Below are 25,586 nucleotides of genomic sequence, written 5' to 3'. Positions count from 1 at the left end.
GCGACAAATGAAAATCATCGGAAACACTGCCGACGGCTACCTGATTGAGGCTACCGGGCGCGAGATCGCCAATGCCGCAGGGTACAGTTCTATGACGGCAATGCCTGGCCACAAGTTCAAGGATTCCTACGGGAGGGACGTGTATCTACCGATCGGATTGGTCGTCGAGCCTACGAAAGCTCACGCGTATATCCACAATCTTAAAATGGCCGAGGAGCGCGTCCGTCAATCCGAAGCGCACCTCCGCGCCCTTGCCGATCTCCTGAAGTCCGCTCTTCCGGCGACGGAAATCGCGACGGAGGAGATTTGACATGATGCAAATTTATGAGGACATCGAGCAGGGAACCGACGAATGGAGAAAAGTCCGTTCCGGCATCCCCACGGCCTCGGAATTCGCCTGCCTCATTATGAAAGGCAGGGACGGCGGCGAGAGCAAGACGCGCGCGAGCTACCTCCGGCGTCTGGCGGCCGAGGTCGTCACCGGGGAGCCGCTGGAGTCGTTCACCAACGGCGCTATGGAGCGCGGCAAGGTCATGGAGGCAGAGGCGCGTGACTATTACGCCATGCGCCGCGATTTAGACCCCAAGCGTGTCGGATTCATCCGTAGCGACAACAAAGGGTGCTCGCCGGATTCTTTGCTCGGCCGCGATGGAATGCTGGAAATCAAGACCCAGCGCGGCGATCTCTTGATCGATACAATCTTCAAGGGAGAGTTTCCCAGCGAGCATGTCGCGCAGACCCAGGGCTCGCTTTGGGTCGCCGAGCGCGAGTGGATCGACCTTCTGGTGTACTGGCCCCGCATGCCGGTCTTCATCAAGAGGGCCTATCGCGACGAGGCATATATCGCCCGGCTTCGCGCGGCCGTCGACGCCTTCAGCGCTGAACTGCACGAGACCGTCGAGAAAATCCGCGCCTGGGGAAAATGATGTCTGATATTGCGCTGCACTGGAAATGGGACGGCGAATCCATGTCGCCGATCGGCCCGCGCAACGCCGCCGAAGCAGACAAGCAATTCTGCATAGGCGAAACCTATAAGCTCGCCGTGGTCGAGAATGTCTCGCAGGCGTCGCGCGGCCATTATTTCGCCTCCCTCAAGGAAGTCTGGCGGAATTTGCCAGAGAACCGTGCTGAGCAATTTCCCACACCCGAGCATTTGCGCAAGTACGCCCTGATCAAATGCGGATACGCAGATTCTCGCCAATTTGTCGCCCGGACCGGCGCCGAGGCGCGCGAACTGCAGATGTTCGTACGCCCGAGCAATGACGAATACGCCCTGATCTTGGTGGATCGGTGCGTCGTGACGATCTGGACCGCCCAAAGCCAGAGCGAGCGCGCGATGGGCAAGAAAGCGTTCAACGAGTCCAAAAACGCGGTGCTCGATTATGCGCAATCCTTGATCGGCGTGACGCGCAAGGAGCTCGAAGAGAACGCCGGGCGAGCGGCATGATGCAGGATGTCGCCACCACAAAGCGCAAGCCGCTGACGAAAACCCAGCGCCGGACCATGTGGGAAACTCATGGCGGGATTTGCATAATCTGCAAATTACCGATCGACCCGCGAAAGGTTTGGATCGACGAGCACATTCGCGCGCTGGGTCTCGGTGGCACGAATGACCTATCGAACCGCGGCCCGGCCCATTTCGAATGTGCTGAAGTCAAGACCGCGATGCAGGACATGCCGGCGATCGTCAAAGCTAAACGCCAGAAGGATGCGCATCTCGGAATCAAAGATGAGACCCGCGCAAAGATCCCATCGCGCCGAGCCGAGCCAAAAGAGCGCCGTTTCGACCGTACCGCTCTGCCGCCGCGCGCCCTCTACCAAGACACGAAGGAAGCATCTTGATCTTCGCCAAATTGAATCTGGATCAAATTCACGCCTACGTCGAAAAGGGCTCGCTAGCGCTGCGCTATGATGGGGTGATTTTCGACTCCATTTCGCAGGCCTATCCGGCGCCAGTGCGACCGGAAGACCGGATCAAGGACGTGCTGTTCCCCGCGCGCGAGCCGGGGTGGCTGCTGCAAGAGATGGCGCGGCAATCCGCTTTGGTGCGCTCTGTTCTTCGTGGAGTCGTGTGATGGGCGCAGATGAGAAAGTCGATTGCGGATCGTGCTCGGCTTGCTGCCGCCGCGAACTGGTCGCCCTGGTCAAAGGTGATGATCCGTCCGCGTATCCCGAGGCCTACAGACTGGATAATCCTTTTCTGACCTAAACCCTTCCGAGCTACATCGGATGGGTTCTCCCGCATGGTGAAGACGGGGCCTGCGTCTATCTGAAAGACAGCAGGTGCTCGATTTACGCGCAACGGCCGGTCATGTGCCGAACATTTAGCTGCGTCGGATGGGTTGAGCGGATCCTCGCCACGACTACCCGAGCGGAGCGGCGGCGCGACAAAGCGCTAATCGACACGGATGTCTGGGCAGCCGGCCAGCAACGCAGGACCGCCTTTATCGCCGCCCGCCCTCTCGCGGCAAAGGAGAGCGCGTCGTGACCACCGCCCGAGACCAGGAGAAAACCAATTGAGCCAGAACCAGTTTTACGGATGGTATGACGACCCGTCGCAGGCTGTTGATCAACCCACCTACGATCCACCACACGTTGCTCCATGCCCTTTCTGCGGCTGTAAGCTGACCTCAGACGACATCCGAACGCACTCGATCATGTACATCGGCGGCTATGCCAACCGCAGCTATTACTACCGCACCCATCGGACGTGCGCCGAGAAGCACGGCAACCAGACCATGGACGGGTTCATCTTCGATATGATCAAGCGCAACGGGGATTGAGCCATGACCAATCACGCCCCCACCCCCACCAGCCCCATGCGCAGCGACTCGGCTTACGAAGCAGAGATCGCAGGGCTCAAGAATAGAGTGGATGTCCTTGATCAGGAAAACGCGCGTCTAAACGCACGTCTCGTCGCCGTGGAAAAGGAGCGTGACGTTTTAGCCAAGCGCTTCAATGGCCTCAATGCCATCATCTCAACCGCCTGCGCGGCTTCCGATGCGGTCGAAGCGGCGCGAGATAGGTTCACTAAGCGAGGCTATGCGTTTGCGTATGGGCGCTCTCCTCATCTTCGCCAAGACATAGCTGATGCCCTTACAGCGGCCAATCTTAAAGCGATCAGATCATCGAAGATGCGCAAGCGGCTCCGGACGCGGTGGAGGCGATGGAAAACGCGTTTTGGGAATGTGATGGAAATACTAGCGACAGCCTCAAGGCTGCGCTCACAGCAGCCAACATCAACATTGGAGCCGAGCGCGAGCGCGCCGAGAAGGCCGAGGCCGAGCGGGATACTGCAATTGAAGACGCTGCGAACTGGCGAGAGGCGCTTAGTGAAGCTGGCTGGGAACTCGCAGCCGCACAGACGCGCGCATGGATCGCGGGGCGCGATGCGGGCGTACAGTGGCATGATGCAATGGCCGAAACATCACCTAAGGGCGCCATCACGGGCATCGCCGACGCTCATATATTCGCGGCCGCAATGCTTCGGGGCTTACAGCCGCCCGCAGAGTTCGCCGCCGCGCCTAGCCCTGTGCCGCCACATAGTGGGCAGCCTCCGGTTGATGTGCGGAGGCTTGTGGCAACACCCGCTGTTTTGACCCTATGCGAGGGCTGCCCGCCTATTGGATATCAGACCGACGAAACGCGCTGCAAGCCGTGCCCGCGTCGGTCCGCAGAGTTTGCCGCAGCGTCCGAAAAACGTACACAAATTACTGACGGGCTTAAGCGCGGAGAAGTTCTGTCCTTCGTTGATGGCGTTCTTACGGTCAACATTTCCGGCTATGGCTCCAACAACGGAGACGGCTACCTTGGATTCCATGATGACAATCTATCTCACGAGGAAGACGGCATCCGAAGGGCAAAAATCCCAAATTCGGAACTTGTCGCCATCCGAGATTTTCTTAATCGTGTTCTTCCTCTCGCCGCGCCGGTTGACATAACACCGCCAATCGATCTCGGTTGGGGAGCCCCAACTACCGTCGCCATAAACTTCGGTTCCGACGGCGCGCAGGCTGAGCAGAAGGATTGAGCTATGCTTTTCAAAATAAGCCCTGATCTCGCCGTCAATTGTGCCCCATCTGGTAAATTCCATGGCTGGCTTTTCCGCAAACATCCTGACGGTCAATGGGTATCCGTGCAGGAATTGGAGGCGGTCAGCGACGCCGAAGCGTTCGGCCCAATGGCGGCGCTTCTCCCGCCGCGTGTCGGTAGCGCCAAGGCCGCGCCGGTCGAACAGAAGGATAGCGAATAATGCGCCCATATGACTGCGTCAGAAACGACGATATGCCCGCTCCAGACAAGATCGTTCTCTATTCCGATGGGATGTTTGGACCGGCGATGTTCCACTACGCGACGGAAGGCACTGATTGCGGCCTGATCGCGCGTGATCATGGTTTCGAAATCAAGGTCGTGCCGATGTACAGCGATCTTGGGGACGATCATCCTTTGATGAAGGCTTACTTCGAAGGGAGATCTTGAGCCTGTACTGAAAGCATGGCTTCCACAAATCAGGGAGGATAACGATTGGCGAGTGAAGGGTCTTCACGACACAGAGGACGGACCTGTAGCCGTATTCTTGCGAAAGATACCGAAGCTGATCGCTGCACTCGAAGCCGGCAAAGCCGCGCCGATCGAACCGGAGGATGCAAGGCCGTGAGCAACCCTTGGTTTTCAGTTTGCCTCCGGAATCCCGGTCATTGGGACATAGATGGCGAAGGCGGTCGCCACTTCCGTATCCGTGGCAGGCCTGGTGACGTGCTCGTCAACGATGAGCGGGATGGCGAGGAGTTTGGTGGTCGGAGTCGCCCTTGGCTCCACTTCCCTACGGTTGAAGCTGCGATGACGTGGATCGTCTTTCAATATTTGCGTCTCGATGCCGCGCCGGTCGATGGAGAGAGCAAGCCATGAGCGACGAATGGCGCGAAGGCTACGACGCGCACCTAGATGGTCTTGCCATAACCACAAACCCATATGACCGGGGAACGATAGCGCATGATGATTGGAGGTGTGGCTGGCTCACATCCAAAGACGAGGACAACCCCAATGGATGATTTACGCAAGCGCCTTGCGACAGCTCTTGGCAGGAGAATACCTTTCGTTCGTCCTGATTACGACCTTAATCTTAGACGCGATGTCGAGCTTGGACTTGCGGATGCGGCGCTTGCCATCATCGAACCCGAACTCGCCGCCATCCGCCAGAGCACGCTTGAGGCGGTGCGCGAGAAGGCTGCGGCGGTTTTGGAGAAGCGGAATCTGTTCGTTCTGGCCGAGGCCATGGGGAAATTGGAGCTGGGCGAATGAGCGCGCTAACAAGCGACGGACGAACTAGGCTCAGGACCTATTAAATTTGCCTGAGATGTGATTCCTGGTCTCCGCATGGGGAGGCTGGGATGAGTGATTTGTTTTTGTTGGGCGAGCGGCAGATGGCGCGGCTTGCGCCGCATTTTCCTCTGTCGCATGGCGTTCCGCGGGTTGACGACCGTCGGGTGGTCAGCGGAATCGTCTATGTGATCCGCAACGGCCTGCAATGGAAAGATGCGCCCAAGGATTACGGGCCGCACAAGACGCTTTACAATCGCTTCATCCGCTGGAGCCGGCTCGGCGTCTTCGACCGCATATTCGCCGCGCTCGCTGGCGAAGGTCCAAAGCCCGAGCGCATCATGATCGACGCCACGCATCTGAAGGCGCATCGCACAGCGGCGAGCCTGCTCAAAAAGGGGCTCTTCCCCGCCGTATCGGGCGCACGAAAGGCGGACTGAACTCGAAGCTCCACGTCGTTTGCGACGGCGCCGGCAAGCCCCTCGTCATGTTGCTCTCGGAGGGCCAGATGAGCGACCACAAGGGCGCGCGGCTGATGCTCAAGGCTTTACCGCCCGCTTCAATGTTGATCGCCGACAGGGGCTACGACAGCAACTGGTTCCGCGCCGCGCTGAAGGCCAGGGGCGTCGAGCCCTGCATCCCGCCAACCAGAAGCCGCAAGCTTCCCATTGCCTATGACAAGACGCTCTACCGCCAGCGTCACAAAATCGAGAACATGTTCGCCAAGCTCAAGGACTGGCGGCGCATCGCAACCCGCTATGATCGATGCGCCCACACCTTCTTCTCCGCCATCTGCATCGCAGCCGCCGTCCTCTTCTATCTCAATCAATGAGTCCTGAGCCTAGACGATCACCAAACGTTGCTGTTGGCAGTTGCGCGCGAGGTCGAGCCTGCGCGTCAGGCCCAAGTCGTCGCGACATCGACCAGCACGAGTCGTCTTTCCGCGTTACTTCGCGTAAACCGGCGCGCCCTGATCAGTTGGAACATGCGAGACTTGCTTGATGATCCGCAGGATTTCGCCTCGCGTGTCGATGCTAGCGAACTCCTTGGCCAGGGATGCCGCGCGCGAGCGGTAATTCGGTTTGTCCAAGACAGCGCGAATCGCCTCGCGGAGGACTGATGGCGTCGGCTCGTCGGTCTTAAGATCTATGCCAACTCCGGACCAGGCGACACGCGCGCTTACATCCGCTTTGACTTCGCTCAGCCCCGCGCTGACAATGGGAACGCCAAAGCCCAAAGCCTGATTGACGCTGCCATAACCGCCGTTGGTGACAAAGGCGTCGATTTTTGGCAGCACCCATTCGAACGGCAAATAGCTGGCTAGGCGCGCATTGCTGGGGATCGGACCGGGTATGGCCTCAAGCCGACGTCCGCCAGCGGTAACGACCACGAGCAAATCAGGCTCATTTGCGAGCGCGATCAGCGTCGGGATGACTAGCTGCCCGAAATCGAAATTCGAAAATGTTCCCTGGGTGACCAGGACAACCTTGCGCGGGTCGTCCAATTCATGCGTCCAAGGCGGGAGCGGGGCTTGGTTCGGGATTATTGGGAGAGCCCCCACGAAATGCACCGAGTCCGGCAAATCCTGACGAGGAAACTCGAAACTTGGAGTCGTCAACTGCAGATGGGCATCTGGAAGCTCGACGAGGGCATCAAGAATGTTCATGGACAAAGGCTCGATGTCCATGTCGGCCAAGCAATCATTCAAGTAGCGGCGCACTGGCTCAAAAAAAATGGATTCGTGCTCTTTGAAAATGCCGGCATATTCCTCGCGCTGCGCCTCGTTGCTTGCAGGCGCCAAACCGGCACCCCCGGGCGCTCCGTCGTCACGATGCCAAAGGAGAGGCGTAGTTCCGCAGAACACGATCGCTGGACGTACGGACCGCAGTCCGAGCAGCATCGGCAACGTACCGAGAAACAGACTGTCGGCGATGATGACGTCGGCCGGGAAGTCCTGCAGTACCTGTCGCAATCCTTCGTGTTGCGCGCGTAGGGTGTCTACGAACAGAAGCTTGAAGAGGAAGCGTGAGAATCGCGGTCCCGGGGGAATGGCCGCGATTTCGGGAAACAGCGAACGGATATCACGCAGATCGCGATCCGCTTCCGGCGGCAAGGCGCGGAATGATGCGCCGATGCCCTCAATTCGTTTGCGCATAGCGCTGCCCGACAAGCCTACGACCTCGTGGCCTTCGGCGATTAAAGTATGTCCGACCGCAAGCAGCGGATTGAGATGACCCGTCGCGGGGGTAGAAGCGATGAGAACGTTCATGCGGTCCTGTCACTCTGATCGTTGAAAAAGCGCAGTGATCACAGTGGCACGGCCCCGTGTCGGCATAATTTCGGCGCGACGCAAAGTTGTTGCCTCCGTAATCTCTGACACGCGGTCATCTGGTCAGGCCCCCACTGTGGTGCCGAGAGCGGCTGCTTTGACTTCGCGGCAGAAATATGCTAGCGATGACTGGTCGCTTCGTTATGAAGGACGGATTTCGATGACCGACGACATCGCTGCCTGGTAGGCGGAACAGACACACAGGATCATGACGTCGAGCGTTATCGTCGCGTCGATCCGGCTGAAAAAGAGGAACCGACCGTGACCGAACAACCGATGACCGATGCGGCTCGAATGTCTGATTTGATCAACCGCCGAACCGCGCAGCACGCCCGGGTCAATGGCGAGCAATTCGCTCATCAAGACCGAGTTGACGCGGAAATGAAGCGCCTCCCCCGGCCGCCTTTATGGGATAGCCAATCGTCGGCGACTCGCCTCACGTGGTTGCGCGGTCAAAAGCGCGAAATCAAAGCGCGCCTGGGCATTCGGTAATGACAGAGCCCCGTTGCGGCCAAAGGATCATTTCGAGGAAAACCTACCTCGCCTCGCACGGGCTTGATGATCAATGCAGGCCCTTGCCCGTGGCTGACGACGCCGTCGCCGACAAAGCCGAGCCCGCCGCGCTTGAATGGCAGCCGGGCGCTCGCGACGCAAGTCGGCGCTTGGCAGTTTCACACGAACCTGGGCGCTCGAACTCGCAGAGACTGGCATCACCGTGAACTCCGTGGCGCCAGGCCCGGTGGGGACGGAGTTGTTCCGCCGCAATACGCCTGTGGGCAGCGAGGCCGAACGAATCTTCTTGTCGAACATCCCTATGCGCCGTCTTGCGCAGCCCGACGAGATAGCTGCCGCCGTCGCGTTCCTACTCTCGGAGGAGGCGAGCTACATCACAGGACAGACCCTGTTTGTCGACGGTGGCGGGTCGATCGGAAAAGCCGCAGTATAAGCGGGGCATTCTCGCCGCTTTCCCTCTTTTTTGAAATTACTCAACTGCGGCCCCCCGTCGTGGAGCGGAGGGCCGCCCCGGGCACTTTACCCGCGAATGAACGCAAGGAGGTCTTGGTTGATGACATCGGCGTGTGTGGTGAGCATACCGTGCGGAAAGCCTATATAGATCTTCAGCGTACTGTTCTTCAGAATCTTTGCCGAGAGTGAGGCTGCATCTTTGTAGGGGACGATCTGGTCATCGTTACCGTGCATCACGAGCGTCGGCACTTCGATGCTTTTGAGGTCTTCGGTGAAATCGGTCTCCGAAAACGCCTTGATGCCATCGTAGTGGGCCTTGGCGCCACCCATCATGACCTGCGCCACCAGTTCTGAATCACGTCTTCGATCGGCTTCGCGCCAGGACGATTGAAACCATAAAACGGCCCCGCCGGAACGTCGCGATAGAATTGCGTTCGGTTGGCTTCCAGGCCGGCGCGCAGCCCGTCGATTACCTCGACGGGAAGCCCGTCCGGATTGCTCGGTGTCTTCAGCATGAGCGGAGCGACCGCGGACATCAGCACGGCCTTGGCGACGCGCCCCTTCCCGTGCCGCGCGACATGGCGCGCCACTTCACCGCCTCCCGTCGAATGGCCGATATGCACGGCGTTTCGAAGGTCCAGATGATCCACGACGGCCGCTGCGTCGGCCGCGTAATGATCCATATCGTGCCCATCTGAAACCTGGCTCGAGCGCCCATGTCCGCGGTGGTCGATGCCGATGACACGATAGCCGTGCTGGAGGAAGAACAGCATCTGCGTATCCCAGTCATCGGAGCTCAAAGGCCAGCCATGGCGGCGAGAAGTGCCAGCGGTGTAGCGTGGATCGGTTGTAGTCATTTTTGACTCCCGCCTACCGGTTGTGCGCGTTAGTAAAACCGCTCGTAATGTGAGCCGGTTGGCCGCACCAAATGGACCGTAAGGCGAGTTACTCTATGTAAGTGTTGTTACTCGTGCTGCCGCATCTCGCCGCCCGATGGCCGATAGCCCGCTTGTCCCGCTTTCAATCATGCCGCCTGGACGCCAAAGCTTGCCACCTATCGCGCAAAACAGCACCGCCGTCGTTCCCGCCGCGCTCATCATGCACGTCCGATCAGATCGGTTCGACCTGATCGCATCCGGCTCTAAAGGGACTTCAGCCTCTCCCTCATGCAGCCCATCGCAGAATCCAGGAAGACCCGCATCTTCAGGGGAAGCGTGCCCCGTGAGGAAGTCGAACGTGACGGTCGGCAATGCGGCCAGATCCTCCGGCTTTTCGGGCCGGCCGTGCCCGGCGATGAGCTTAGGGCTGGCGCACACCACCGTCCGCATCGCGCCGATGCGCGTGGCCACCAGGCTGCTATCCGGCAGGGGCCGGTTCGCACCGCGATATCGACATGGTGGTCGAGCAGCTGAAGATTCCGGTCCGATAGCAGCAGCCGGATGTCGATCTCCGGATAGGCCGCCAAAAAATCCGTGACGACGGGAAGGATGTGTAGGTGGCCGAAAAGGACCGGGGCGGTCAGAACCAGCTCGCCGCGGGGCATATGGAACTCGCCGACGGCCACCCGTTCGGTCTCGTCGATCTCTTGGCCTGCCCCAATCGGGTGATCCAGTTTGAATGTTAGTTCAGATTGGGTTGAAGCGCTTGGCTTTGGTGGTCCATTTCCAGAGTTAGTTTTCGACGGCTGCTACGTCCTTTGCTTCCACCAAAGTACTTGCCTGTAAACGATATTCCTGCGGCGTTTGATTTCCAAGGCCCATGTCAGGACGGCTCTCATTATAGTCCCGTCTCCAAGCCTCGATCTGGACCTTCGCTTCATCGATGCTCTCGAACCAATGCAGGTTCAGGCATTCATCCCTGAACGAGCCGTTGAACGTTTCGATAAAGGCGTTATCCGTCGGCTTGCCTGGCCTTGAGAAGTCAAGCCGCGTGCCGTGATGATAAGCCCACAGATCGACCAGATGACCGGTAAATTCAGCGCCATTGTCGGCAAAAAGATACTTGGGGGCTGCGTGCTGACGCACGAGACGGTTCAAACATTCAACCACGTGTTCGTCGCGCAGACGCTGCCCGACTTCGATCGCCAGACTCTCTCGACTGAACACGTCAACAACTGCCAGAGTTCGGAACCTCTGCCCATTGCTGAGCTGGTCATGCACGAAGTCGAGGCTCCAAGCTTCATTCGGCCGTTTCGGACAACAGCGTGCTTCTCGATGTACGACCATCTTGCGACGTCGCGGCCGCTTGCTGCGCAGGACGAGGCCTTCCTCGCGGTAGATCCGGTAGATGAGGTTGCGCCCGATCGACCAGCCTTCGCGCTTCAGCATGATGTGCAAGCGCCGGTAACCATAGCGGATGCGGGTCCGAACAACCTCGTGCATCCTTTGCCGAATTGCGGTGTGAGGGTTCGAGATCATCGGCTTCCTTTGAGTAGACCGATGCTGGCGCGTCAAAGCGCAGGCCTTACGCTCGAACTGTAGCCGTGACACGCCGTCCTGCCCGCCTCATGCTGCGATCGTGCAAAACGGGATCTGGCGCAATTTGTCCTCGAAGTCCCGCGCGGCGCCGTCCGCATGCTCATCGGCGCTGACGCCGCATTGCAAACCAACATCGCGCCGACCGATCCGCTGACCCGCTCCGTTCGCGGAGACCCCGCGGCAAGACGCCGCTCCGGCGAGTATGAAAATTGTGTGAAGATGCAGCCGGAATTGGCCTATTCCAGACAGACGGCCAATAAAGATCGCGAGGCCCAAAATACTATATGGTAATATCTTCGATATCGACAGCAGCATTCAAGGCCAGACGACAGGGATCCAATATGCCGTCGCACGCTTACATCAACACGATCGCGACCGCGGTTCCCGTCCATGATGTCCACGGCTTCTATCTCCGCTTCGCCGGATCTCAACTGGCGGAGGATCCCCGCTTGCGCGAGGTTTTCAACCGCATGGCGGAAAAAGGCGGCATCGAGCATCGCTTTTCCTGCGTCGCGCCCGCCGCCGATCCTGATGGCGCGAACCTCGATGCAGCCGGCGTATTCAGGCGCGGCACGTTTCCATCGACGGCCAGACGGATGCAGATGTTTTCCGCGCAGGCGCCCGCGCTCGCACAAAAATCAGTCGAACGGGTGCTACTCGGTGAAGACCGGGAGCGCATCACGCATCTGATCGTCGCCACCTGCACAGGCTATTCCGCCCCCGGCCTCGATCTAGACATCATTGCCCGCTGCGAGCTTCCGGGTTCGGTCGAACGCACAATTGTAGGATTCATGGGATGCTATGCGGCGATCACGGCGCTGAAGCTCGCGCGGCACATTGTGAGGTCTCAGTCCGAGGCGCGCGTGCTGGTCGTCAACGTCGAGCTCTGTACGCTGCATCTCAAGGAGAGCGCAAACCTCGAAGAACTGCTGTCGTTTTGCCTGTGGGGCGACGGCGCCGCAGCGGCGCTGGTGAGCGCGCGGCCCACCGGCATCGGTCTTGATGGCTTCCACGCCGTGGCCATTTCCGACACGCGCGCGCTGATGACGTGGGATATTGGCGACGATGGCTTCGATATGTCTCTATCGGGCAGTGTGCCTCGCGCCATCCATAACGCGCTTGGCTCCGCCATCGGCGGCATTCTTGACGGCGGCCGCGTCGCTGATATCGATCTCTGGGCGATCCACCCGGGCGGCCGCACCATCCTCGACGCGGTGGAGCGGGCGCTGGAACTGGCGCCCGACGACCTGTCGCACTCGCGCGACGTTCTGCGCGATTATGGCAACATGTCGTCGGCGACCATCATGTTCGTGCTCGAGCGGATGCTGCGCGAATTCAATGAAAATTGCGCGGGCTGCGCCATGGCCTTCGGCCCGGGCCTGACGGCGGAAACGATGCTGTTCCACACGGCCGGCGCGGCTTGATGGTGACCTCTCTCGCCACCCGCCGGATCGAGGCGGAGCTGCTCGATAGCCTGCCCGCCGCCGATCCGCGCGCGATCCGCTCGCGCCGCGACCTCGCGCTAATCAATAAGCTGATGTTTCAGGCGCCGATCATGGCCGGGTTTTTGCGCGCGCAGATGCCGGTACGACGCGCGCGGATCCTCGAAATCGGCTGCGGCGATGGTTCGTTCATGCTGTCGGTCGCGCGGCGTTTGCGCCAAAATGCGGGCGATGTCGACATAATCCTGCTTGACCAGGCCGATCTCGTCACTGCGGCGCGCGTTGCGGCTTTCGCCGCGCTGGGGTGGCGCGTCGAAACCGTGACGGCCGATGTCTGCGCCTTTGTCGATAAACCCGGCATTGGCGGTTTCGACATCATTTCGGCTAATCTGTTCCTGCACCATTTTCCAGACCTCTCCTTGCAGGCCCTCTTCAAATCGCTCCGTCGCCTGGCGCCGGTCGTCGTCGCCGCAGAGCCCCGCCGGACGCGGATTGCGGTTTGGGCGACGGGCCTTCTTCGCGCGATAGGCGCGAATGCGGTGAGCCGGCACGACGCCGCAGCCAGCGTGCGCGCTGGGTTTTTCGGTCGCGAGCTGTCTCGGCTTTGGCCGCAGGAGTGCGCCGACCAGATTGAGGAGCGCGGGATCGGCCCGTTCACCCATGTTTTCTGCGTCACGCGCGCCGAAGGGCGGGGACCATGAGCTACGACGCCATCATCATCGGCGCAGGTCCGGCCGGTTGCTCGGCGGCGCTGGCTTTGGCCGGCATGGGGCGGCGGGTGGCGATCATCGAACAGAGCCCCTTTCCGCGCAAAAAAGTCTGCGGCGAGTTCATGTCGGCAGTCAATTTCGATCTGCTCGACCGGCTTGGCGTCGGCGCGGCCGTGCGGGCGAGGGCGGGCCCAAACGTCTGCCGCGTCGCGCTTTTTGCGTCGGGGCCAGCGGTCGAGGCCGGCATGCCCCGCGCGCCGGGCGCAGCCTTCGGCCGCGCGCTTGGCCGCGACGTGCTGGACAGCGTGCTGCTGCAGGCGGCGGCTGACGCCGGCGCCGCGGTGTTTCAGCCGTGGCAGGCCATCGATGTCTGCACCGCCGGCGCTACAACCGGCGTGCGCGTCGAATGCGCCGGCGAGAGCCGCGTGCTGACCGCCGACGCGGTGATCGCCGCACATGGCTCATGGACGCGGGGGCCGTTGCCAAGCCAGCTCGAACGGCAAAACCGGCGGCAGGATTTCTTCGGCTTCAAAGCTCATTTCAAGGGAGCTTCGCTCGCCGCCGATCTGATGCCGTTACTCGTTTTCGAGGGCGGTTACGGCGGTATGGTGTGGGCCGATCAGGGCCGCCTGTCGCTCTCTTGCTGCATCCGCCGCGATGCACTGGCGCGGGTTCGGGATTTATACCGCGGCCCGGCGGCGCAGGCGGTCTTTGCGCATATCCTGAGCTCGTGTCCCGCGGCGCGGATGGCGCTCGGCGGCGCCGCGCTCGACGGCGCATGGCTGGCCGCTGGCCCGATCCGGCCGGGCATCCGGGCGAGTTACGCTGCAGACATCTTCCGCGTCGGCAATATCGCCGGCGAATGCCATCCGGTCATAGCCGAGGGCATCGCGATGGCGCTGCAATCGGGCTGGCTGCTCGCCTGCGCGCTGGCGCGACACGACGTCTGGGACGCGAGATCGCGCGTCGCCGCGGGGCGCGACTATTCGGTGGCCTGGCGGCGGCAGTTCTCGACCCGCATCGCTGCCGCCGCGGTGCTGGCGCGGCTCGCGATCCTGCCGCGGACGGCTGGCGCGATGCAGGCTGTCGTCCGCGCGCTTCCGTCGAGCCTCTCCTTCGGCGCGCGGCTAAGCGGTAAGACGAAGGCTGTGCCGGAATGCCTATGATCGGCGAAACGATCGACGCCACAATCGACAAGGCGCGCGCTGCATATGCGCACGGCGTTATCGCCCAGGGCGAAGCGCTTGACGTGCTGATACATTGCCCGCGGAAAAAGCCGGCGACATTGACGCTCGGATGAGCCTGGGCGCTCGTTCATGATTCCCTCGCGTTGCGAAGGGAGCGAAGGAATGCGCGGGTCGGACGAACAGGCGGGTGGGCTTTTCAGCTATGTCGATCTGGAGACAAAGGTGCGGCGGGATCATCCGTTGCGCGCGATCCGGGCGATTGTGAACGATGCGCTGTCGACCTTGGCGCCGGATTTCTCGGCGCTTTATTTGAAGACCGGCCGGCCGTCGATCGCGCCGGAGCGGCTGTTGCGCGCCATGCTGCTGCAAGCCTTCTATTCGGTGCGCTCCGAGCGGCAGTTGATGGAGCAGCTCGACACCGATCTTCTGTTTCGCTGGTTCGTCGGCCTTTCGGTCGACGATGCGGTGTGGAACGCTACCGTGTTCTCGAAGAACCGCGACCGCCTGCCTGAAGGCGCCATCGCGGCAAAATTTCTGGCGGCGGTTCTGGCTCGGCCCCGCGTGAGAGGCCTCTGTCAAACGAGCATTTCTCCGTTGACGGCACACTGATCGAGGCCTGGGCCGATGAAGAGCTCACGCCCAAGGACGGCTCGGGCAAGGAGCCGCCGCCCGGCTCCGGACGCAACACCGAGGTTGATTTCAAGGGCGAGAAGCGCTCGAACGAGTCGCATCGCACGCCTCGACCACCGATCCCAAGCTCTACCGCAAGGGCGCGGGCATGGAAGCCAAGCTCGCTTTTCTTGGCCACGCCTTGATGGAGAATCGCTCCGGCCTCATCGTCAACCCCTGCCTGACCCCAGCCGACGGCCAAGCCGAACGAACCGCCGCGCTCGATATGATCAAGCCGCTCGCCAATCGCCCGTCCGGCGTGACTCTTGGCGCCGACAAGGGCTATGACGCCCGCGTTTTCGTCAATGAGCTGCGCTCGATGAACGTGCGACCGCATGTGGCGCAAAACAACAATGGACGCCGCTTGGCCATCGACCGGCGCACGACGCGCCATCCCGGCTATCCGGTCAGCCAGCGCATAAGAAAACGTATTGAAGAAGCGTTCTGCTGGATGAAGACGGTCGCTGGTGAGCGCAAGACAAAATTTCGCGGCGTCGATCGGGTCGCCTGGTCCTTCGCCTTCGCAGCCGCCGCCTATAATCTCATCCGATTGCCGAAATTGATCGGCGAAAATCCCCGATCGGACGCCAAGTCCAGCCGGGCCGCCACAAGCCGCCTTCGTCGGCGTCGGTCGGGCGACCGACGCCGAGCAAGAATCACTCCCCAGACTATAAAATCGACGAAGGCGAAGCGTTTTTCAGCAGCCTGCTAGGCAGTAGTGACGAATTACCTGAGCATGATAGCAATAGCGGCGAGCAATACGAAGCCTCGGTAGTTTGCGAGGAGCTTGTCGTATCGGGTTGCGACGCGCCGGAACTGCTTCAGTTTATTGAAGAAACGCTCGACGAGATTGCGCTCCTTGTAGAGCGCCTTGTCGTAGGGGAGCGGCGCGCGGCGATTGGATTTTGATGGGATCACCGGCTCAGCCTCACGCATAAGAACAGCCTTGCGCAAGTGATTGGCGTCATAACCTTTATCGGCGATGATCGCATCGGCCGCAAAGCCTTCGATCAGGGCGTGCGCTTTTGTGATGTCGTTGCGCTGCCCAGGTCCGAGAAGGAGCCGAACGGGGTTGCCGAGTGCGTCTGTCGCGGCGTGGATTTTGGTGCTCAAACCACCGCGAGAGCGGCCCAGGCCTTGGGCATCCGCCCCCCTTTGGCGATCCTTGCGCCGGCCGCGTGCTGATGGGCGCGCACGATTGTTGAGTCGATCATCAGCCATTCGAGATCGGCCTCGGCGGTGAATGCCTCAAGAAATCCGTCCAAGGCGCCGCGCTCGATCCAGCGATAGTAGCGGCGTTTCACCGCCTGATGGTCGCCGAAGCGTTCGGGCAGATCGCGCCAGCGGCCGCCCGAGCGGGCCATCCATAACAGCGCGTCGACGAAGCGTCGATTGTCGCAGCGCGGCCCGCGCTGGCCGGCTCTTCCGCCTGGCACAAGATCACAAAGCCGCTCCCATTGATCGTCTCGCAGCGCATCGACATCCCGAATCATCAAGGCTGATCTCCAAAAATCAGCCTTGAATCATGGAAAGATCCTCGCGAGAATCCCCCAAACGCCGAATTCGTCACAACGGCCTAGGTCACGATCGCCATTTTTTTTGGCGTGGCGACAGGGTGGCGACTCGGGCTGAAAGCGGCAAAGCCGCCCCTAAGGGCGGCTTCATGAAAAGAGCTGCGTATTCATATAGTTGGTTTTGGTTGCGGGGACGCGAAGCCACCTATACCGAACTAGATTTTCTGCCCTTTCACGCCGAAAACATGGGTTCGATTCCCCGTAGGCGCGCCAATGAAATCACTCACTTATGATGAAAAACGCGCCAATATGGCCTTTCGTACGGAAAGTATACGGAAAAGCCGCTCCGAACGGCTTGGATTTTTCGCGACTGGCCGTCGCCCGCTATGCGCTCCGCGCATCGTCACGAAGGGTTCAAAGCACGCCCATTCCTCGTCGCTCATCAACCCGCGAATCAAGTCCGCCTCCTTGCGAAAGCAACCTTGAATCAGAAATACGCGTCGGAAGAAATCCTATTTGTCAACAGGACCTAGCCAGCGGAGAATCCGCTTTATCTTGCTTTGCGCCTGTCTTTCTGTCTTTCGGCACGACATCCAGCGCCGCCACGGTTGCTCATCGATCGCAAGGCCCCTACGAGAAAGTGATCGAGCCTCGTGTTATTCCAACCGTAACGCACATTGGTCCCGTCACGCGGCTAACAAATGCTAGCTCAGCGTTATGGCTATCATTTTCGGAAATTGGATCATATTTTGGTCCGCAACAGGATCATAATTTAACAGACAGACTTGGTACCGGCACGAGGAAGCCTTCGCTTCAAGGATTGTATAAGGGGCGGAATTCGGCCGTCGCCTAGAAATGCAAAGCCTTCCAAAGGTTGCCCCACTGACAGCTTACTCAACGAGAAATCACCGGTGCCAGACATGACGCAAGACACGGAAACAAGGCGTTTGGCGCCTCGAAGAAAGAATCCAAGCGCCCTGCCTGGAATTGGTCTGACCATAGCGATCGCGGTGATTTCCGGCGTCGTTTGTTGGTTTTGGCTGACGTCGGGCCGCGCAAATCCGCTTAAACCCACTGCACCGAATATCAGCGATCTGACGGAGGTAGACGAACGTGAGGTTGCGGGTGCATTGACCACAATGAGTCTGCCAAATGCTGCGCTTGCCCAATTCCGGGAGGGGAAGGACGGCGGTTGCCGGCGGCCGCTTGCCTGGGTCTCTTTGGCATCGGCGCCGGGGGAGCCGCCCAGCCGTATCCGTTTAATCTCCGGAACTTACTACTCGCCTGTTTTTGAGACGTCAGCTACGCCGATGCGAGTAGCCCTCCCGTTTCCCGCGCCTTATGAAACAGGACGCGGCGCGCTGACGGTGATTGATGTCGGAGGGAGCGCGACAATCTCCCTGCTTCCAACGTGGCGCGTTTCGGCACAGGACGGCAAGACGACCCGTGCAGTCACTTGGCATCCATTGAAAAACTGTAGCCGGCGCAATGGATAGGATTTTTCAATCTCTACGAGGCTTCCTCGGGCCGACCCCATTGATCAGCATTTCCATGCTGATAATGACCATCCTCTCAATCCTCGCTGCATTTAAGATCACCCCTTACCTACCGCCCGACCTCGGCTACCTTGTTCTCGCCTTGCTGGTCGCTTCAGCCAATCTGTATTGGATCAGGAGTGTTGTTCGGCTATGGCCGCGGGTGGTCGGCGCCGGCGGCGACTGGCAGGTGCGGCGTCGATCAAAGCTGCGCATCGTTAATGGAACAGCCACCGGCATCGCCGCACTCGACGAATTGGCCGAGATGACCGGTTTGGAAACGGTTAAAGCCGAGATCAATACGCTGATCCAGCGTCTGCGGATTGAAGCAGCCCGACGCGAGCAAGGTTTGGCGGTGGCGCCTATCTCGCTGCATATGGTTTTCTCAGGACCGCCTGGCGCCGGCAAAACGGCCGTGGCGCGCCTTTATGGCGCCGTCCTGCGCGATCTCGGCGTGCTGGAGAAAGGCCATTTGGTCGAGACGGACCGGGCTGGGCTGGTTGCCGGTTATGTCGGGCAGACGGCGCTGAAGACCCGGCAGAAGATTACCGATGCCCTAGACGGGGTACTCTTCATTGACGAGGCTTACGCGCTGGCCGAGCATGGCGGCGCGGGGAACGACTTCGGCCGGGAGGCCATCAACACCTTGCTAAAGGAAATGGAGGACAGGCGGGATCGATTGGTGGTCATTGTCGCCGGCTATCCCGACCCGATGCGCAAATTTTTGGCAAGCAACCCCGGCCTGCCTTCGCGCTTCACCAAGACAATTCAATTCGACAGCTATGGGGCCGTCGATCTAGTCGCCATCACCCACTCGATGGCGCGGCATGACGGTTTGCGCCTTTCCCAGGATGCCGATCCGGTCCTGAAGACCTTCTTTGAGCGGGTCCGCACGGCGCCGGATTTCGCCAATGCCCGGACGGCGCGGACGGTTCTCGAACGCGCGCGCGAAACGCAGGCCGCGCGGATCGCCCCGCTGATCGGGAGCCCCGGCGTTGACCTCGACGAACTGACCCTGGCCGACATCCGGTCGGCGATCGCCACAAAGACGAATGTCGCCGCCACCGGCGTCAGCGCGCTCAATGAATTAGGGCAAATGACGGGGTTGGCGACGGTTAAAGCCGAGATCAATACGCTGATCTCCCGGCTCCAGGTCGAAGCAGCCCGGCGCGAGCGAGGTTTGCCGGTGCCGCCCATCTCACTGCACATGGTTTTCACCGGACCGCCGGGTACTGGAAAGACGGCCGTGGCCCGCCTTTATGGCGCCGTCCTACGCGATCTCAGCGCGCTGGAGAAAGGCCATTTGGTCGAGACGGACCGGGCTGGGCTGGTTGCCGGCTATGTCGGGCAAACGGCGCTGAAGACAAGGGAAAAGATCGCCGACGCGCTGGACGGGATTCTCTTCATCGACGAAGCTTACACCCTCGCCGACCAAGCTGGGGCGGCGGCAGATTTTGGCCGGGAAGCCATCGACACCTTGCTGAAGGAAATGGAGGACAGGCGGGATCGATTGGTCGTCATCGTCGCCGGCTATCCGGACCAGATGAGCAGGTTTTTGGCAAGCAACCCCGGCCTGCCTTCGCGCTTCACCAAGACAATTCAATTCGACAGCTATGAGGCCGGAGATCTGGTCGCGATCACTCATTCGATGGCGCGGCGTAACGGTTTGCACCTTTCTCCAGACGCCGATCCGGTCCTGAAGACCTTCTTTGAGCGGGCGCGTACGGCGCCGGATTTCGCCAACGCCCGGACGGCGCGGACGGTTCTCGAACGCGCGCGAGAAGCGCAGGCCGCGCGGATCGCTCCGCTGATCGGGAGCCCCGGCGTCGAGCTCAACGAATTGACCCTGGCCGATATTCAATCGGCGACCACTGGAATTAACGAGAAGCCAATCGGGGTAGGAAAGGGGCTATCCAACGGAACTGGCTTTTTTGTTACCGCGGATGGTTACGTTGTTACAAATGCTCATGTTGTCGAGGGTTGCGCGGATCCAAAGGTGGTTTGCGGACTAGCGGAGCCTCTCCCCGCGCAAGTTTTGGCGCGGGACGCCTCCAATGATCTGGCCTTGCTGAAAGTGGACTTTGAAAGCAGTCATGTGGCGACCTTGCGCGCAGGCGTAAGGATTGGTGAGAAAATCGCCGCTTTCGGCTATCCGCTCCTGGACAAGTTATCCTCTGGGGGAAATTTCACAGTTGGCAATGTTTCAGCTCTCGCTGGAATTAAGAACGACAGCAAACACATCCAGATATCGGCGCCGATACAACCGGGCAACAGCGGCGGACCGGTCGTCGATCAGAGCGGCAACGTTATCGGCGTTGTCGTTTCGAAATTGGCCGATTTCACCCAACAGAACGTTAATTTTTCGATCAAGGTAGACGTATTAACCGTGTTTTTAGATTTGTACGGCGTCCCCTATTCAACGGAGGTAAGCGAGCATCCACTCCAAGGGTTTGAGCTTGCAGAGAAAGCGCAATCAATTTCTGTATTGATTCTCTGTGAAAAATGACAAAACTCTTATCGGAACGAGCCGAACCTTAATCAAGACGCATTGCGGGACTTGGGATTCGTAAAATCTTGTTAGGGCGGAGCGCGTTTAATGAGTCTATTCTTTAGTAAGCTCGGTTTTATTCACTGCCGTTTATGGGACGGCGACGGCTTCTATCGGGTCGCACTGCTCTTTGGACCAGCCCCTCTGATCGGCTGCGGCGTGGCAGCCGGGATTTGGTTCATGGTGCGGGCGCTCCCGGCGCCGATCGTGCAACCGCCTGATTGGGGTAAACCACCCCAATCCGCAGAAAACTGGAGCACCACGGGAGAAGCGCAGACTGTCGAGCCGGCTCGTCCGATCCCTCCGGTTGGCGCGAATGGCGGGTTGAGCGGCTATGAGGCCGGCTGGCGGGCGACGATCCACGCGATCGAGGTCAGCCCGACATTCAATACTGAGATAACGCCGACGCCTTTGAGCGCTTTCCTCGTCGACGGGTCGACAATTGATTTAGCGCCAATCATTGCGGCCGGCGCGAAGGACAAAAAATTTGTTGGGGCTGGATCTGGTTTCCTCGTCATCAGAACGCCGGGAACCTATGCGCTAGCTCTTCGCTTTGAGAGACCACCCGGCCTGGTTGCGGATTGTCTCATGCGTCTCAGTTTTGGCCCACACAAAATTGTTTCGAACTATGATTTGGCAAACCCAGGCAATGTTTCGAAGACATTTGACGCCGCCAGGTTTGATCTCAAGCCGGGGCTATATCCGATCGGCTGGGTCCTTGGTTGCTGGCGAGACCAGGAGATGATCGGGCCAGGCCGTACAACGATTGTCATGAGCCATCCGGGCGACCAGACCCTTCGACCTGTGGCTCCAGACGATATCGTCCGACCGGAGCGAATAAAATAAAGTCCGAGGTATGGTCTGCCCCCTGAAAAGTGATCCTCCGTGAAGTATAGCTTATGAGCCTGATGGAGGACTACGCAATGCCGAGGAAAAGACACAAGGCGGAAGAGATCGTCGCGAAGCTACGGCAAGTCGAAGTGCTTAGCGCGCAAGGGCGACCGGTCGCGGAGGCGATCCGCTCGATAGGGGTGACGGAAGTTACATACTATCGATGGCGGTCGGAATACGGCGGCCTGAAGGGCGATCAGGTGAAGCGGCTGAAGGAGCTGGAGGCGGAGAATACGCGGCTCCGTCGAGCGGTGTCCGATTTGACGCTTGAGAAGCTGATCCTGAAAGAGGCTGCCTCGGGAAACTTCTGAGCTCCGCGCGTCGTCGCGCCTGCGTGGAGCATGTGATCGCCGAACATGGCGTTTCCGAGCGGTTCGCTTGCCGGGTTCTCGGTCAGCATCGCTCCACGCAGCGCAAGGTTCCGACCAAGCCCGATGACGAAGCGGCATTGATCGCCGACATCACGGCGCTCGCCATCCAGTACGGCCGCTATGGCTACCGCCGCATCACGGCGATGTTGTGGGAGCGAGGCTGGAAGGTCAACGTCAAACGGGTCGAGCGGATCTGGCGACGCGAGGGGCTGAAAGTTCCGGCCAGACAACCCAAGCGCGGGCGTCTCTGGCTCAATGACGGCTCGTGCGTCCGGCTGCGCCCGCAATGCCCCAACCACGTCTGGTCCTATGACTTCGTCGAGGACCGCACTCATGATGGCAGGAAATATCGCATGCTGAATATCATCGACGAATTTACCCGCGAATGCATCGCGATCAGGATTAACCGGAAGCTGAAGGCAGCGGACGTCATCGACGTTCTCTCGGACCTCTTCATCTTGCGAGGGGTTCCGATCCACATTCGTTCCGACAACGGCCCGGAGTTCATCGCCAAGGCGTTGCGTGACTGGATTGCCGCCGTCGGCGCGAAGACCGCCTACATCATGCCGGGCAGTCCCTGGGAGAACGGCTATTGCGAGAGCTTCAACTCGAAGCTGCGCGACGAGCTTTTGAATGGTGAAATCTTCTACATCCTCAAGGAGGCGAAGGTCGTCATTGAGCGATGGCGACGCCACTACAACACCGTGCGCCCGCACTCATCGCTGGGCTACAAGCCGCCAGCCCCGGAGACCCTGAAATGGCCGGCTTCGCAATCCGGACCAGCTTCGCCGGCCACGCCAGCAATAGCGCCAGGGCCGACAATGCACTAACATTCAAACTGGATCACCCCATGGGGGCAGGCCAATCGGAAACGGCCTTATGATAAGTGAGGCTTTGGCGGTTCTCCGCGGCGGTCACGACTCCAAATGTGCAATCTCTACTCCATGACCCGCAATCAGGATGCGATCCTCCAGATGTTCAGGTTCCGGCGCGCGATTGTGCCTTCAGGATCAACCCTGAATGTCCTTCTGAAGATACGCGATGTTACGCCTGAAATATCATCGAATTGTTATTAGGGCATTCGGTTGATTTCCTTTATCTTCCGTTACTCTTGGAAGATGACTGAGGCGTTTCTCAGAGAATGTTATGATCGGGAAGGCCAATATATGGACGCGAATACTATAATTTTTGTTTTAAGATGCTTTATAGTTTTCACGTTTTTTATGCTAGTGCCTTATTATAATTGGTTTATTTGGCTAACGGCCATGTCGTGCTTTCAAACTCCGCTTCTTTAAATTTGCTCAAATTGACATGGCCTTACGGATGCCATCCATCCGTTTCGAATGCGGAAAAAGGACTAAAACTTTATGAGTGAAGAACTATCACGCCGAGGCGTGCTCGCGGGCGTTACGGCGGCCGGCGGCATCTTAACAGCGGCGTCCGCCGCAATTGCTCAGACGGCTGAGGAAGCGCTGAAACCAAGTCGCGCTCCGGGCGTCGGCGGTACGGATCCCGGTCCACACGACGAGATCCGCGAACGTCAAAATCCAGATATGCTAAATCCGCCCTCAACAGATTCCGGAACGACGCCCAATCTCCGCTTTTCTTTTGCGGATTCGCATGTGCGTCAGTCTAGCGGCGGCTGGACGCGGCAAATAACCGTGCGGGAGTTTGGCGTATCTAAAAGCATCGCCGGCGTCGACATGCGATTGAACGCCGGAGGCGTGCGCGAACTGCACTGGCACAAGCAAGCCGAATGGGCGTACATGCTCTACGGATCGGCGCGCATTACGGCGATTGACGCCCAGGGCCGCAATTTTGTCGACGATGTGGGCGTCGGCGATCTGTGGTATTTTCCGGGCGGCATTCCCCATTCGATCCAGGGTCTTGGTCCCGATGGATGTGAATTTTTGCTGGTCTTCGACGATGGCGAATTTGACGAGGACAGCACATTCCTGTTGAGCGATTGGTTTAAGCACGTACCCAATGAAGTGCTGGGCAAAAATTTCGGGGTGTCGGCGTCGCTTTTCGGCCATACGCCTGACCCGAGCGAACTCTACATCTTCAAGGCCCCGATACCTGCGGCTCTTGGTCCCGATAAGCTGCAGGGCGCTCAACCCGTCCCGCAGAGCTTCAGCCATCGCATGTTGGCGCAGGAACCGATCCGGACGAAAAGCGGAACGGTGCGGATCACCGATTCCAGCGTATTCCCCGCCTCAAAAAACATTGCGGCCGCCCTTGTGGAGGTCGCGCCGGGCGGAATGCGGGAACTGCACTGGCATCCCAACACCGACGAATGGCAGTATTACATTGAAGGTAAAGCCCGGATGGGCGTGTTCGCTGCGTCGGGTCAAGCGCGAACGTTCGATTTTCAGGCTGGGGACGTGGGCTACGTGCCGTTCGCCATGGGCCATTATGTTGAGAACACTGGCACTACGCCGATGCGCTTTCTCGAGATGTTCAAGAGCGACTATTACGCGGACGTCTCGTTGGATCAGTGGATGGCGCTGACGCCGCCCGAGCTCCTGAAGGTGCATCTGCGCTTGGATCAGCAAGTGACTGATGCTTTGAGAAAGGCAAAGGCGCCGATCGCGCCGGTTTAGCCATCGCTCGGCTTTCCATGAGACGGGACGCGCCGGCTGCCTAATCCCGCCTCGCGTCGGTTCCTTGTCTAGAGCGTGGGGCACAGGCTCTCAGTTCATAGCCGACTTAAGCCCAGCTCAGCGCTGGGCTTTTTCACGCTAACGTTACTCGGTCGCCACGATTTTGTAATTTCCCGCGACAACGCTCCTCGGCCGGGAGCTAAGCAATTTCGATTGGCTCCGGAAGCTTAAGAAAGACTGCAATGGCCCGTAAACCCCTCATCGAAAAGCCGCCCGTCGTGGAGATTATTCCCAGTGTTGCTCAAGGCATTTCGGCGACTGCAAGCGCAAACGCCCCATTTTTGTATTTTGAACGAGCTCCATTCTTTGGACACCTCGACGGCGTCGGCAAGGTAACGATTGAAACGAGTCGCCACATCGCGAAGGCGCAATCCAGCAATGAGGTGTACGTCGATCGGGTAATTGTCGCCCATCTCGTCGGAAGCCTCGACGCCATGAAATCGCTTCGCTCGGCGCTTGATGCCCTTATTCTTTTGGCTGGGCCGAACCCGGGAAACCCTTCGAATTAATCCAGCTTCCGCGCCCCTGCGCGCTATCCCTTCGTATCAAGACTTAGCCCGGCGATACGCCGGGCTTTTTTGTGCCACTCTTCCGTTACCGTTCGAATCGACACCCAGGAAAAACCCTGCACACTGAGAAGGTGGTCCCCCGCAGAGAGCTTGGAAGTTCCATCCTTGGAGAAGGTGATTTATGGGCGAGATTATTTTCGAAGGGATTCCTCCATTCGCATTACCACAATCGCAAACCGCGTCAGCGTGTCTTAGATGAAACCGTAGAAATGACTCTGACTGTAGTCGCCGACGGCAGGCCAAGACCGTGCGCCGTTCGGATTCGGTTAACTCCTGAGGTGCCCAGGATTCTGGCGGCTCCGCTTCTACCGGCTGCTGTGGCGGCCGAGGCGAACGCCCGGGTAAAAAATAGAAGACGCCATTTAACGTTTCCTCATTCGTTAACGGGAGTCGAGC

Annotated in this window: 28 protein-coding genes and 6 pseudogenes; 26 read left to right on the top strand and 8 right to left on the bottom strand. The window is 59.5% G+C overall.

What is annotated here, in order from left to right; genetic code table 11:
- The first annotated feature begins 7 nt into the window (after positions 1-7).
- The 9 genes from WDN46_04975 (at position 8) to WDN46_04935 (ending at position 4,479) form a co-directional block, all read left to right on the top strand.
- On the top strand, positions 8-310 hold the full coding sequence (locus tag WDN46_04975) for a hypothetical protein (GenBank protein ID MEJ0092782.1): 303 nt from the start codon (positions 8-10) through the stop codon (positions 308-310).
- Between the two features lies 1 nt (position 311).
- Positions 312-926, top strand: coding sequence for a lambda exonuclease family protein (locus WDN46_04970; protein MEJ0092781.1), 615 nt, complete (start codon positions 312-314; stop codon positions 924-926).
- Positions 923-1,447: a hypothetical protein gene (locus WDN46_04965; protein ID MEJ0092780.1), complete on the top strand. Its 525-nt coding sequence runs from the start codon at positions 923-925 to the stop codon at positions 1,445-1,447. Before WDN46_04970 ends, WDN46_04965 begins: the two co-directional genes overlap by 4 nt.
- On the top strand, positions 1,444-1,842 hold the full coding sequence (locus tag WDN46_04960; GenBank protein MEJ0092779.1) for an HNH endonuclease signature motif containing protein: 399 nt from the start codon (positions 1,444-1,446) through the stop codon (positions 1,840-1,842). Before WDN46_04965 ends, WDN46_04960 begins: the two co-directional genes overlap by 4 nt.
- 11 nt (positions 1,843-1,853) lie before the next feature.
- Positions 1,854-2,075, top strand: coding sequence for a hypothetical protein (locus WDN46_04955; protein MEJ0092778.1), 222 nt, complete (start codon positions 1,854-1,856; stop codon positions 2,073-2,075).
- Positions 2,076-2,516: 441 nt separating this feature from the next.
- A complete protein-coding gene (locus WDN46_04950; GenBank protein ID MEJ0092777.1) occupies positions 2,517-2,783 on the top strand; it encodes a hypothetical protein in 267 nt (88 codons plus the stop codon).
- A 383-nt stretch (positions 2,784-3,166) separates the two neighbouring features.
- Positions 3,167-4,030, top strand: a complete 864-nt coding sequence (locus WDN46_04945; protein ID MEJ0092776.1) for a hypothetical protein — start codon at positions 3,167-3,169, stop codon at positions 4,028-4,030.
- Positions 4,031-4,033: 3 nt separating this feature from the next.
- Entirely contained in the window at positions 4,034-4,252 is a 219-nt protein-coding gene (locus WDN46_04940) for a hypothetical protein (protein MEJ0092775.1), read from the top strand.
- Complete coding sequence (locus tag WDN46_04935) at positions 4,252-4,479, top strand: hypothetical protein (protein MEJ0092774.1); 228 nt, start codon at positions 4,252-4,254, stop codon at positions 4,477-4,479. The genes WDN46_04940 and WDN46_04935 overlap by 1 nt, the downstream gene beginning before the upstream one ends.
- Positions 4,480-4,671: 192 nt before the next feature.
- Here the strand turns inward: WDN46_04935 and WDN46_04930 are convergent, their stop codons facing one another.
- Positions 4,672-4,860 (bottom strand): hypothetical protein, encoded by a 189-nt coding sequence (locus tag WDN46_04930; protein ID MEJ0092773.1) that lies wholly within the window; start codon positions 4,858-4,860, stop codon positions 4,672-4,674.
- 183 nt (positions 4,861-5,043) lie between these two features.
- Between WDN46_04930 and WDN46_04925 the strand changes: the two genes are divergently transcribed.
- From WDN46_04925 to WDN46_04915, 3 genes and pseudogenes are all read left to right on the top strand, one after another.
- Positions 5,044-5,301, top strand: coding sequence for a hypothetical protein (locus WDN46_04925; protein ID MEJ0092772.1), 258 nt, complete (start codon positions 5,044-5,046; stop codon positions 5,299-5,301).
- An 89-nt stretch (positions 5,302-5,390) separates the two neighbouring features.
- A pseudogene (locus tag WDN46_04920) lies at positions 5,391-5,561 on the top strand (transposase).
- Positions 5,528-6,151 (top strand): IS5 family transposase, encoded by a 624-nt coding sequence (locus WDN46_04915; protein ID MEJ0092771.1) that lies wholly within the window; start codon positions 5,528-5,530, stop codon positions 6,149-6,151. Before WDN46_04920 ends, WDN46_04915 begins: the two are co-directional and overlap by 34 nt.
- A 114-nt stretch (positions 6,152-6,265) precedes the next feature.
- Here WDN46_04915 and WDN46_04910 read toward each other — a convergent pair whose 3' ends face one another.
- Positions 6,266-7,588 (bottom strand): nucleotide disphospho-sugar-binding domain-containing protein, encoded by a 1,323-nt coding sequence (locus WDN46_04910; protein MEJ0092770.1) that lies wholly within the window; start codon positions 7,586-7,588, stop codon positions 6,266-6,268.
- A 201-nt stretch (positions 7,589-7,789) separates the two neighbouring features.
- The gene (locus tag WDN46_04905) at positions 7,790-8,008 is read right to left on the bottom strand and encodes a hypothetical protein (GenBank protein MEJ0092769.1); all 219 of its coding nucleotides are present in this window, start codon (positions 8,006-8,008) and stop codon (positions 7,790-7,792) included.
- 268 nt (positions 8,009-8,276) lie between these two features.
- Here WDN46_04905 and WDN46_04900 point away from each other — a divergent pair, with 268 nt between their 5' ends.
- Positions 8,277-8,594, top strand: coding sequence for an SDR family oxidoreductase (locus WDN46_04900; protein ID MEJ0092768.1), 318 nt, complete (start codon positions 8,277-8,279; stop codon positions 8,592-8,594).
- Positions 8,595-8,680: 86 nt separating this feature from the next.
- On the opposite strand, the pseudogene WDN46_04895 reads toward WDN46_04900, so the two are convergent.
- The 3 genes and pseudogenes from WDN46_04895 to WDN46_04885 all read right to left on the bottom strand — a co-directional run bounded on the left by WDN46_04895 (position 8,681) and on the right by WDN46_04885 (position 10,157).
- Positions 8,681-9,426, bottom strand: a pseudogene (locus WDN46_04895) (alpha/beta hydrolase).
- Positions 9,427-9,564: 138 nt separating this feature from the next.
- Positions 9,565-9,963 (bottom strand): hypothetical protein, encoded by a 399-nt coding sequence (locus tag WDN46_04890; protein ID MEJ0092767.1) that lies wholly within the window; start codon positions 9,961-9,963, stop codon positions 9,565-9,567.
- Between the two features lie 71 nt (positions 9,964-10,034).
- A pseudogene (locus tag WDN46_04885) lies at positions 10,035-10,157 on the bottom strand (LysR family transcriptional regulator).
- Here WDN46_04885 and WDN46_04880 point away from each other — a divergent pair.
- The gene (locus WDN46_04880) at positions 10,110-10,238 is read left to right on the top strand and encodes a hypothetical protein (GenBank protein MEJ0092766.1); all 129 of its coding nucleotides are present in this window, start codon (positions 10,110-10,112) and stop codon (positions 10,236-10,238) included. The pseudogene WDN46_04885 and the gene WDN46_04880 sit on opposite strands and share 48 nt — an antisense overlap.
- 46 nt (positions 10,239-10,284) lie before the next feature.
- On the opposite strand, the pseudogene WDN46_04875 reads toward WDN46_04880, so the two are convergent.
- Positions 10,285-11,082: pseudogene (locus tag WDN46_04875) on the bottom strand (IS3 family transposase).
- A gap of 105 nt (positions 11,083-11,187) precedes the next feature.
- Here WDN46_04875 and WDN46_04870 point away from each other — a divergent pair.
- From WDN46_04870 to WDN46_04845, 6 genes and pseudogenes are all read left to right on the top strand, one after another.
- Complete coding sequence (locus tag WDN46_04870; protein ID MEJ0092765.1) at positions 11,188-11,382, top strand: hypothetical protein; 195 nt, start codon at positions 11,188-11,190, stop codon at positions 11,380-11,382.
- A 50-nt stretch (positions 11,383-11,432) separates the two neighbouring features.
- Positions 11,433-12,515, top strand: a complete 1,083-nt coding sequence (locus tag WDN46_04865) for a type III polyketide synthase (protein MEJ0092764.1) — start codon at positions 11,433-11,435, stop codon at positions 12,513-12,515.
- Positions 12,515-13,234, top strand: a complete 720-nt coding sequence (locus WDN46_04860; GenBank protein MEJ0092763.1) for a methyltransferase domain-containing protein — start codon at positions 12,515-12,517, stop codon at positions 13,232-13,234. Before WDN46_04865 ends, WDN46_04860 begins: the two co-directional genes overlap by 1 nt.
- Entirely contained in the window at positions 13,231-14,409 is a 1,179-nt protein-coding gene (locus tag WDN46_04855; GenBank protein ID MEJ0092762.1) for an FAD-dependent monooxygenase, read from the top strand. Before WDN46_04860 ends, WDN46_04855 begins: the two co-directional genes overlap by 4 nt.
- Positions 14,406-14,543 (top strand): hypothetical protein, encoded by a 138-nt coding sequence (locus WDN46_04850; protein MEJ0092761.1) that lies wholly within the window; start codon positions 14,406-14,408, stop codon positions 14,541-14,543. The genes WDN46_04855 and WDN46_04850 overlap by 4 nt, the downstream gene beginning before the upstream one ends.
- Positions 14,544-14,592: 49 nt before the next feature.
- Positions 14,593-15,664: pseudogene (locus WDN46_04845) on the top strand (IS5 family transposase).
- Between the two features lie 161 nt (positions 15,665-15,825).
- Here the strand turns inward: WDN46_04845 and WDN46_04840 are convergent.
- Positions 15,826-16,592, bottom strand: a pseudogene (locus WDN46_04840) (IS5 family transposase).
- Between the two features lie 941 nt (positions 16,593-17,533).
- On the opposite strand from WDN46_04840, the gene WDN46_04835 reads away from it, so the two are divergent.
- The 6 genes from WDN46_04835 to WDN46_04810 all read left to right on the top strand — a co-directional run bounded on the left by WDN46_04835 (position 17,534) and on the right by WDN46_04810 (position 25,130).
- Positions 17,534-18,109 carry a hypothetical protein gene (locus tag WDN46_04835; GenBank protein ID MEJ0092760.1) on the top strand — a complete coding sequence of 192 codons (576 nt, stop codon included), beginning with the start codon at positions 17,534-17,536 and terminating at the stop codon, positions 18,107-18,109.
- Entirely contained in the window at positions 18,102-20,654 is a 2,553-nt protein-coding gene (locus WDN46_04830; GenBank protein ID MEJ0092759.1) for an AAA family ATPase, read from the top strand. Before WDN46_04835 ends, WDN46_04830 begins: the two co-directional genes overlap by 8 nt.
- Positions 20,655-20,744: 90 nt before the next feature.
- Positions 20,745-21,542: a hypothetical protein gene (locus WDN46_04825; protein ID MEJ0092758.1), complete on the top strand. Its 798-nt coding sequence runs from the start codon at positions 20,745-20,747 to the stop codon at positions 21,540-21,542.
- A gap of 77 nt (positions 21,543-21,619) precedes the next feature.
- Positions 21,620-22,788, top strand: a protein-coding gene (locus tag WDN46_04820) for an IS3 family transposase (protein ID MEJ0092757.1) whose coding sequence is annotated in 2 segments (ribosomal slippage) — positions 21,620-21,884 and positions 21,884-22,788 — 1,170 coding nt in all. Because the reading frame shifts where the segments join, the coding sequence is not laid out codon by codon here.
- A 537-nt stretch (positions 22,789-23,325) separates the two neighbouring features.
- Positions 23,326-24,561, top strand: a complete 1,236-nt coding sequence (locus WDN46_04815; GenBank protein ID MEJ0092756.1) for a cupin domain-containing protein — start codon at positions 23,326-23,328, stop codon at positions 24,559-24,561.
- Between the two features lie 242 nt (positions 24,562-24,803).
- Positions 24,804-25,130: a hypothetical protein gene (locus tag WDN46_04810; GenBank protein MEJ0092755.1), complete on the top strand. Its 327-nt coding sequence runs from the start codon at positions 24,804-24,806 to the stop codon at positions 25,128-25,130.
- Positions 25,131-25,586: the final 456 nt, after the last annotated feature.

Origin of the sequence: Methylocella sp. (genome assembly GCA_037200525.1) — a bacterium.
Lineage (GTDB): Bacteria > Pseudomonadota > Alphaproteobacteria > Rhizobiales > Beijerinckiaceae > Methylocapsa.
Note: the sequence above shows the minus strand (reverse complement) of the source record. Positions and strands in the feature narration are given on the sequence as shown.